General features: G+C 63.9%; 9 protein-coding genes. 5 read left to right on the top strand and 4 right to left on the bottom strand.

The features are described from left to right. Window positions 1–71 precede the first annotated feature (71 nt). Window positions 72–1,157, bottom strand: a complete 1,086-nt coding sequence (sfnG, locus tag DBR46_RS29265) for a dimethylsulfone monooxygenase SfnG (protein ID WP_124529776.1) — start codon at window positions 1,155–1,157, stop codon at window positions 72–74. Between the two features lie 250 nt (window positions 1,158–1,407). Here sfnG and DBR46_RS29260 point away from each other — a divergent pair, with 250 nt between their 5' ends. Continuing rightward, window positions 1,408–2,646: an acyl-CoA dehydrogenase family protein gene (locus DBR46_RS29260; RefSeq protein ID WP_124529774.1), complete on the top strand. Its 1,239-nt coding sequence runs from the start codon at window positions 1,408–1,410 to the stop codon at window positions 2,644–2,646. Window positions 2,647–2,772: 126 nt separating this feature from the next. Here DBR46_RS29260 and DBR46_RS29255 read toward each other — a convergent pair whose 3' ends face one another. After that, complete coding sequence (locus DBR46_RS29255; RefSeq protein ID WP_124529773.1) at window positions 2,773–3,558, bottom strand: sulfite exporter TauE/SafE family protein; 786 nt, start codon at window positions 3,556–3,558, stop codon at window positions 2,773–2,775. 194 nt (window positions 3,559–3,752) lie between these two features. Here DBR46_RS29255 and DBR46_RS29250 point away from each other — a divergent pair, with 194 nt between their 5' ends. From DBR46_RS29250 to DBR46_RS29240, 3 genes are all read left to right on the top strand, one after another. Then, window positions 3,753–4,271, top strand: coding sequence for a DUF3455 domain-containing protein (locus DBR46_RS29250; RefSeq protein WP_124529771.1), 519 nt, complete (start codon window positions 3,753–3,755; stop codon window positions 4,269–4,271). 66 nt (window positions 4,272–4,337) lie between these two features. Continuing rightward, complete coding sequence (locus tag DBR46_RS29245) at window positions 4,338–4,844, top strand: sigma-70 family RNA polymerase sigma factor (RefSeq protein WP_124529769.1); 507 nt, start codon at window positions 4,338–4,340, stop codon at window positions 4,842–4,844. Then, on the top strand, window positions 4,841–5,509 hold the full coding sequence (locus tag DBR46_RS29240) for an anti-sigma factor (protein WP_124529767.1): 669 nt from the start codon (window positions 4,841–4,843) through the stop codon (window positions 5,507–5,509). The genes DBR46_RS29245 and DBR46_RS29240 overlap by 4 nt, the downstream gene beginning before the upstream one ends. Here DBR46_RS29240 and DBR46_RS29235 read toward each other — a convergent pair whose 3' ends face one another. Together DBR46_RS29235 and DBR46_RS29230 are read right to left on the bottom strand one after the other, a co-directional pair. After that, window positions 5,510–6,811: an ATP-binding protein gene (locus DBR46_RS29235; protein WP_124529765.1), complete on the bottom strand. Its 1,302-nt coding sequence runs from the start codon at window positions 6,809–6,811 to the stop codon at window positions 5,510–5,512. A 3-nt stretch (window positions 6,812–6,814) separates the two neighbouring features. Further along, complete coding sequence (locus tag DBR46_RS29230; protein ID WP_124529763.1) at window positions 6,815–7,516, bottom strand: response regulator transcription factor; 702 nt, start codon at window positions 7,514–7,516, stop codon at window positions 6,815–6,817. A 235-nt stretch (window positions 7,517–7,751) separates the two neighbouring features. On the opposite strand from DBR46_RS29230, the gene DBR46_RS29225 reads away from it, so the two are divergent. After that, window positions 7,752–8,906: an efflux RND transporter periplasmic adaptor subunit gene (locus tag DBR46_RS29225; RefSeq protein WP_124529761.1), complete on the top strand. Its 1,155-nt coding sequence runs from the start codon at window positions 7,752–7,754 to the stop codon at window positions 8,904–8,906. Window position 8,907: the final 1 nt, after the last annotated feature.

Below are 8,907 nucleotides of genomic sequence, written 5' to 3'. Positions count from 1 at the left end.
CCCAAGATGTTGGGGCCGCTACGCAGCCCAGCGGGAGCAAGCTCCCTCGCCACAATTGATCCGCAGTGTGCTCATGCCACCTGCTTGATCCCGGCCTTGGCTTCCAGCTCGCGCACCAGCGGCAACACGCGCTTGCCGAAATACTCGACCTCTTCCTGGAAGTGCAGGAAGCCCGCCAGCACCAGGTCCACGCCCACCGCCTTGAGCGCGACAATGCGTTCGGCAATTTGCTGCGGGGTGCCGATGAGGTTGGTCTTGAAGCCGTCGTTGTACTGCACCAGGTCTTCAAAGCTGGATTTGGCCCAGTTGCCCTCGCCTTCCGGTGACGCCTTGCCCGCCTGTTTCGCCGCGTCGCCAAAGGCGTTGACGGCCTCGGGATCGGCCTTGTCGATGATTTCGGCGAGCACAGCGCGGGCCTCTTCTTCGGTGTCACGGGCGATCACAAAGGCGTTGACCCCGACTTTCACCGAGTGGTTGTTGGCCGCTGCCTTGGCGCGAATGTCATCGATCTGGGCCTTGATCCCTTCGGGGGTGTTGCCGTTGGTGAAGTACCAGTCCGACACCCGCGCGGCCATGTCCCGGGCGGCCCGCGAACTGCCGCCCTGGAACACTTCCGGTTGGCCCAGGGGCTTGGGTTTCAAGGTGTAGTTGTTGAAGCGGTAGAAGTCGCCCTTGAAGGTGAAATCGTCCTGGGTCCAGATGCCTTTGAGCGCGCGGATAAACTCCTCGGAGCGGCGATAACGTTCGTCATGCTCCAACCAATGTTCGCCAATGGCCTGGAACTCGCCCTTGAACCAGCCGCTGACGATATTCACCGCGATACGGCCGTTGGTGAGCTGGTCGATCGTCGCCAATTGCTTGGCCGCCAGCGCCGGCTGCCAAGGCCCGGGCAGGATCGCGGCGATCACCTTGAGCGTGGTGGTCGCCGCCAACAAGGCATGGCTGAACGCCACGGATTCATGCTGGTTCTCGGCGCCGTAGCCGGCGGTAAAGCGGATCTGGGTCAGGCCGTATTCAAAGCCGGCGGCTTCCGCCAATTGCGCCAACTTGCGGTTGTAATCGATGCCCCAGTGGGTGCGTTGCTCGATCTTGCTGACCACCAACCCACCGCTGACGTTGGGCACCCAGTAGGCAAATTTCACAGGCTGCTGACTCATCGGACACTACCTCGTACATAGGGGATGTACCGAAGGCTTGAGCAGCAAGCGTGCCAGCCCGGCCAAACGCCCGCACCAGGCGGGTTGCGACAAAGCCGTGGCGTTGCAGCGATGTCGCAGATCGCGACGGTTTGTCGAACCACTGTTGCCAGGGCAACAGTTACGCCGGCCATTCCCCTGTAAACACGGGCTCGCGCACCCGGCACGGACTGTGCAATCACCCCAGCATTGACCACAGGAGCCGCCCCCCATGACCGAACACCACGTCATCAACCCGCTGTCCATCGGCGTCGATTACCCCACGCTGGCCGCGCGCTTCCGGCCGATCTTCGCACGCATCGCCGCAGGCGCCGTGCAGCGCGAACAGACCCGCACCCTGCCCCATGAGCCGATCCAGTGGCTCAAGGCCGCAGGCTTCGGCGCCGTGCGCGTGCCGGTGGAGTACGGCGGCGGCGGCGCATCCCTGCCGCAGTTGTTTGAACTGTTGATCGAGCTGGCCGCCGCCGACTCCAACATCCCCCAGGCACTGCGCGGGCACTTTGCATTTGCCGAAGACCGCCTCAACGCACCGCCCAGCGCCAATCGCGACCTATGGTTCAAGCGCTTTGTCGACGGCGATATCGTCGGCTGCGCCTGGACCGAAATCGGCAACGTGGCCATTGGCGATGTGGTCACCCAAGTCAGCCCCGACGGCGACAACTGGGTCCTCAACGGTGAAAAGTTCTACAGCACCGGCAGCATTTTCGCCGACTGGATCGACGTGTACGCCCAGCGCAGCGACACCAAAGCCGACGTGATCGCCGCCACCCGCGCGCGCCAGCCCGGCGTGGTGCACAGCGACGACTGGGACGGCTTTGGCCAGCGCACCACCGGCAGCGGCACCTCGCGCTTTACCAACGCCGTGGTGGAAGCGGACAACGTGATCGACTTTGCCACGCGCTTCAAATACCAGACCGCGTTTTACCAACTGGTGTTATTGGCCAGCCTGGCCGGGATCGGCCGCGCCGCGCTGAACGACGTGGCCGAGCAGGTGCGCAACCGCAAGCGCATCTACAGCCATGGCAATGCGCCCCATGTCAGCCAGGATGCGCAGATCCAGCAGGTGGTGGGTGACGTCGCGGCATTGGTCTATGCGGCCGAGGCCAGTGCGTTGAAAGCCACACTGCCAGCACAGCAGGCGTATGTGGCGAGGTTTGGCGGGGATGACGCCGCCGAGCGCGCCGCCAATGTGGCCGCCGAGATTGAATCGGCGACGGCGCAGGTGGTGGTGTCGGAGTTGATTCAGCGGGCGACGAGCCAGTTGTTCAACGCGTTGGGGGCGTCGGATGTGCGCCAGGGCAAAGCCCTCGACCGCCATTGGCGCAATGCGCGCACGGTGTCGTCACATAATCCGGTGATCTACAAGGCGCGGATTGTCGGGGATTGGGTGATCAATGGGACCGAGCCGCCGTTTGTGTGGCAGATCGGCAATGGTCCGGCGAGGACTTAAGGCCAGTCGCGGTTAAACCTGTGGGAGCGGGCTTGCTCGCGAATGCGGTGGATCAGTGAATACATCTTTGACTGACACACCGCATTCGCGAGCAAGCCCGCTCCCACATTTTGAACAGCGCCCGGCTTAGAAGGCGAGTTTGTAGCCGATGGCCATCAGCATCACCGCCAGGCACGGCCGCAGCACGCCATCCGGCAGCTTGCCGGTCATGTGGCTGCCAATGTAGATCCCCGGCAACGAGCCCATCAACAGAAAGCCCAGCAAGTGCCAGTCCATATTGCCCATGCTCGCATGGCCCAGGCCTGCAACCAGGGTCAGGGGCACGGCGTGGGCGATCTCGGTGCCGACCAGGCGGCGCGTGGCGAGGAACGGATAGAGGATAAACAGCGCCACGGTGCCGAGGGCGCCGGCGCCGATGGAGGTCAGCGCGACCATGGTGCCCAGGATGGCGCCGGTGACCACCGTCAGCAGGTTCAGGTTGCGCGGGCTCATGTGGTAGTCGTCACCGGCATGGCGCTGGGCGAAGGCCAACAGCTGTTTCTTGAACAGGATCGCCAGAGCGGTCAGCAGCAGCACCACGCCGAGGGCTTGCTTGATTACCGCGTTCATCGCGCTGGGGTCGGTGTGCAGGCTGGCGAGGAACCACAGGGTCAGCAGCACGGCGGGCACGCTGCCCAGGGTCAGCCAGCCGGTGATGGTCCAGTCGATGTTCTTGTTCTTGCTGTGCACCAGCACGCCACCGGACTTGGTGATCGCCGCGTACAACAGGTCAGTGCCCACGGCGGTGGCCGGGTTGATGCCGAACCACAGCAGGATCGGCGTCATCAACGAACCCCCGCCCACACCGGTCATGCCCACGATAAAACCAACAATCAGGCCAGCAACGACAAAACCAAAATTACCCACATCCATTACAACTACCTGCGGCCTTATAAATTTCTGGCGGCAGGATAGCGATTTTTCTTATAACGACTTATATCAATGTGATCTGACTTTAGATCATTTTGTGTTTTTGCCGTTTTATTTGCGGGTGCCTGCATCCATTTGCCGCGCCCATGGGTAGTACCTGCAGCAACCCTGCTGTTCTACCCAATGGAGAAACACCCATGAACGCCAAAGCATTGCTCTGCCTGACTGCCCTGCTCGCCGCCCCGGCCGCCTTCGCCCAGACCGGTTTACCGGATAGCATCAAGGTACCGGATGGCCACAAGGTTTCCATGGAAACCACCGGCGTCGGCGAAATCACCTACGAGTGCCGCGACAAAGCCAACGCCGCCGGCCAGACCGAATGGACCTTCGTCGGCCCTAAAGCGGTGCTCAATGATCGCAGCGGCAAACAAGTGGGCACCTACTTTGGTCCACCGGCGACCTGGCAGGCCAAGGACGGTTCGAAGATCACCGGCACCCAGTTGGCCGTGGCCCCATCGAGCCCGGGCAACCTGCCGTATCAACTGGTCAAGGCCAACCCCGCCGAAGGCAAGGGTGCGATGAGCGGCGTGAGTTACATCCAGCGCGTGGCCCTCAAGGGCGGCGTGGCACCGAGCAGCGAGTGCACCACGGCCAACAAAGGCAAGCAGGAAGTGGTGAAGTACCAGGCCGACTACATTTTCTGGGCGGCCAACTGAACAAACTCGGCTACGCTGCCCCCAGTGCAGATGAACTCGTTGTTCTGCCATTGGGGGTAGCCATACGTGTTTGATTACGAAGCCTGTCTGCTGGCCTGTGCCCGTGGCGATCAGCGCGCGTTGCGCCAACTCTACCAACAGGACAGCAGCCACTTGCTCGGCGTGGCCTTGCGCATCACGCGGGACAAGGCCCTGGCCGAAGATGTCGTGCATGACGCGTTTATCAAGATCTGGCGCGGCGCCGGCAGTTTCGACCCGGCGCGCGGCGCCGCCCGTGGCTGGGTATTCAGCGTGACCCGCCACCTGGCCCTCAATGCGATGCGCAACAGCTACCGTGAAGTGCCGCTGGGCGACGAACACGAGCCCATCGCCAGCCCCGAATTCGCCACACACGCCGGGCAGATCCACACCTGCCTGGAACAGCTCGACCCGGCCCGTCGATCGTGCATCCTGCATGCGTATGTCGACGGTTATTCCCACAGCGAAATCGCCCGGAAACTGGACACCCCACTGGGAACCGTCAAAGCCTGGATCAAACGTAGCCTCGCCGCGCTGCGGGAGTGCATGGCATGAGCAACCCCCTGGACGAACTGGCCAGCGAATACGTGTTGGGCACCCTGCCCGGCGAACAGCGCGCCGAGGTGGAACAGCGCCTCAAGCACGACCCCGAACTGCGCGCGGCGGTGGACGCCTGGGAGCAGCGCCTGCTGCCCCTGACCGCATTGGCCGAGCCGGTCACGCCCTCACCGCACCTGTGGCAGCGCATCGAGCGCAACCTCAGCGGCGTACGGACCCCGTGGTGGGACCTTCTGGCCCTCTGGCGCGGCCTGGCCGGCGCCGGGCTGGTGGCATCGTTGGCTCTTGCGGCGCTGTTGCTGACCCGCCCAGCGAGCATTGAGCCGACGTTTGTGGTGGTGCTGGTGGCGCCGCAGAACCAGGCGCCGGGCTGGGTGATCCAGGCCAGCAACAACCAGCAGATTCAGTTGATTCCGTTGGGCGTGATGGAAGTGCCAGCCGACAAGGCCCTGCAATTCTGGACCAAGGGCGATGGCTGGCAGGGCCCGGTGTCGCTGGGGCTGGTCAAGCCGGGGCAGACGCTGTCGGTGCCGCTGGACAAGCTGCCGCCGCTGTCGCCCAACCAGCTGTTCGAACTGACCCTGGAAGACCCACGCGGCTCGCCGACCGGCAAACCGACGGGGCCGATCCAGGCGATTGGCCGTGCGGTGAAGGTGCTCTGATCAGGCGATGCTAGGCAACCACACGCAAAACCGCGCGCCGCCCAAGGGCGATGCCTGGGCAACCAGGGTGCCGCCCTGGGCTTCCATGGCGCGCCGGCTGATCGCCAACCCCAGGCCAAAACCACCGGTGGCGCGGTCGCGGCTGCGGTCGAGGCGGTAGAACGGTTCGAAGATGCGCTCGCGCTGGTCCAACGGGATACCGATGCCATCGTCGTCCACCCAGATTTCGCAACCGTCCGGCCCGACCCTGACGCCCACCTGGATACGCTTGTCGCAGTAGCGCGTGGCATTGCGCAGCAGGTTCTGCAACACGCGGGCGGTGAGGCGCGGGTCGAGGTTGAAGCGCTCGACGGCGCAGTCCAGCGCCACATCGATGACGATCTCGGGGTTCTCCAGCTCGTCATCGACGCTGCCCAGCACGCTGTCGATAAACTCATCGAGCACCACATCAACCCGCTCCGGCGACTGCGCCGGGTTTTGCAGGCGGCTGTAGGACAGCAGTTCCAGCACCAGCTCATCCAGCTCGCGGATATGCGCCACCAGGCCTTGCAGGCGTTCGCGGCTGGCCTGGGGCAAGTCGTCGGACAGTGCCAGCGCCAGGCCGAAATCCAGGCGCGTGAGCGGCGTGCGCAGTTCATGGGACACGGCATTGAGCAGGTCGCGCTGCTGGTTGAGCAACTGTTCGACATCATCGGCCATGGTGTCGAACACCGCCGCCAGGCTGCCGATATTGGAACTGGCTGGAATGCGCGTGCGTTCCGCCAGATTGCCCCGGCCCAATTGCGCGGCGGTGCTTTTCAGGCGCTCCAGATCACGCCAGTGCGGACGCAACCAGACCAGAAGGCACGCCAGCAACGCGGCACCGATCAGCACGTTCATCGACCAGTACAGCAGGTTCATGTCCAGCGGGTCCGGCGGAATGGTCAGCTTGACCACGAACTGCTCGTTGATCGGCGAGCTGATGTCTTCCATCCAGCCCCACTCGCCCAGGCGAATCACCGGTTTGCCGTGGGCCAGTAGTTGTTCCTCGGCAGGGGTGTAGCTGGCGTCCTGGCGCAGCAGCAGTTGCACCTTGAGCGGCGCAAAGTCGGCGCTCAGCTGTTCGGTCAATTGCGACCAACGCTCCACCGGCGCGCGCAGGTACTGCTTGACGATCAGCTTCTGCATGCCCCGCGACTGCTCGACGTTGTAGTCCATGTAGCGGTGTTCGAAGAGTTGGATCACCAGCTTGGGAATCAGGAAGATCGCCGCGCTGTAGGTGACGATGGTGATCAGGTACAGCCGCAGGAGTACGCGAAACATCGGTCAGCATTCCCACTCGGAACGGCTGAACAGGTAGCCCTTGCCCCACACGGTCTTGATCTTGCGCGCTTCGCCGGCGTGGTCGTCGAACTTGCGCCGCAGCTTGGAGATGGCCACGTCCACCGAGCGGTCGGTGCCGTTGAACTCGATGCCGCGCAGGCGTTGCAGGATCTGGTCGCGGCTGAGCACTTCGCCGGCGTGGCGGGCCAGCACCACCAGCAGGTTGTATTCGCCGCTGGACAGCTCCACCACCTGCTGGCGCCAGGTCACGGTGCGTTCCGACAGGTCGATGCACAGGTTGCCCATGAGGATCTGGTCGTTGGCCACCTGCGGTTCCGACAGGCTGCTGCGCCGCAGCAAGGTGCGCACCCGCGCTAGCAATACGCGGGGTTCGCAGGGTTTGGTCACGTAGTCGTCGGCGCCCATTTCCAGGCCCAGCACCTGGTCGCGGCTGTCGTCGCGGGCGGTGAGCATGAGGATCGGCAGGCCCGCCGAATCGGCGCGCAGCAGGCGACACACTTGCAGGCCGTCGAGGCCGGGCAGCATCAGGTCGAGAATCACCAGGTCCGGTGGGTTGAGGCGCGCGCGTTCACGTACATGGTCACCACGGCTGAGCACACTGACGTGGTAGCCATTGCGCTCCAGGTAGCTGGCAATCAGCTCGGAGAGTGCGGCGTCGTCTTCCACCAGGAGGATGTTGGGCATGGGTGTTTCCAAAAAGATACAAAAGTGAGTCGTACACGATTTCAATGCATGAGCAGGCTTGTGTGGGAGCTGGCCTGCCAGCTCCCGCATCAGTCCGCGTTTGTATCAGCTAGGATATACGCCCGCAGCCCAGCGCGGGCCTTGCCTTACATTTCTTCACAGACGAGCTACATAGCTTCACAGCACCACGGCGCAGGTGACTTTAGGATGCGCCAGTCATTATTGGGATAAGAGCATGTCGAAGAATCTGTTTGCGCCGTTTTGCCTGCTGGCCCTGACCGTTGCCCTGAGCGCGTGTGACCAGTCCGCCGCCGAGGCGCCGCAGATGCCCCTGGCCAAAGTGCGTATCGAAACCCTTGAAGCCAAGCCCCTGTCCATCACCAGCGAGCTGAGCGGGCGCATCGCCGCGCCGCGCATTGCCGAAGTGCGGGCGCGGGTGGCGGGCGTGGTGATGCAACGGGTGTTCAAGGAAGGCCATGACGTCAAACAGGGCGACGTGCTGTTTCGCATCGACCCAGCTCCATTCAAGGCCGACCTCGACAGCGCCCAGGCCAACCTGAGCAAGGCCGAGGCCAACGCGTTCCAGGCACGCCTGCAAGAGCAGCGCTACAGCCAACTGGTGGCCGACAAGGCCATCAGCGGCCAGGACTACGACAATGCCCGCGCAGCGCTGCGCCAGACCAACGCCGAAGTCGCCGCCAACAAGGCCGCCGTGGAGCGCGCCAGGCTGAACCTGGGCTACGCCACCGTGACTGCACCGATTTCCGGGCGTATCGGCCGTGCCCTGGTGACCGAAGGGGCGCTGGTGGGCCAGAACGAGGCCACGCCGCTGGCGATCATCCAGCAGTTGGACCCGATCCACGCCGACCTGACCCAGTCGACCCGTGAGCTGAATGACCTGCGCCGCGCCTTCCGCGCCGGCAGTTTGAAGCAGGTCGGCCAGGACCAGGCCAAGGCCACGCTGATCGAGGACGACGGCAGCCTCTACCCGTTGCCGGGCAAGCTGCTGTTCGCCGAGATCAGCGTCGACCCGGGCACCGGGCAGATCATCCTGCGCAGCGAATTCCCCAACCCGGACCTCGACCTGCTGCCCGGCAGCTTTGTGCGGGTGCGCCTGGAACAGGCCGTCGACAAGCAAGGCATCAGCGTGCCGCAACGCGCCATTACCCGTGACAGCGCCGGCATCCCGATGGTGTTGCTGCTGGACGCCGAGCAAATCGTCAGCCAGCAACCGGTGGAGTTGGGTGCAGTGATCGACGACCGCTGGGTGGTCAGCCACGGCCTCAAGCCCGGCGACCGTATCGTCGTCGAAGGCCTGCAACACGCCCGCCCCGGTGAAAAAGTAGAGGTGGACAACAGCCCCACCTCTGGCCAGCTCGCAAAGGAATAAT

This window comes from Pseudomonas sp. KBW05, assembly GCF_003852405.1.
In the GTDB taxonomy this organism is placed as follows: Bacteria; Pseudomonadota; Gammaproteobacteria; order Pseudomonadales; family Pseudomonadaceae; genus Aquipseudomonas.
Note: the sequence above shows the minus strand (reverse complement) of the source record. Positions and strands in the feature narration are given on the sequence as shown.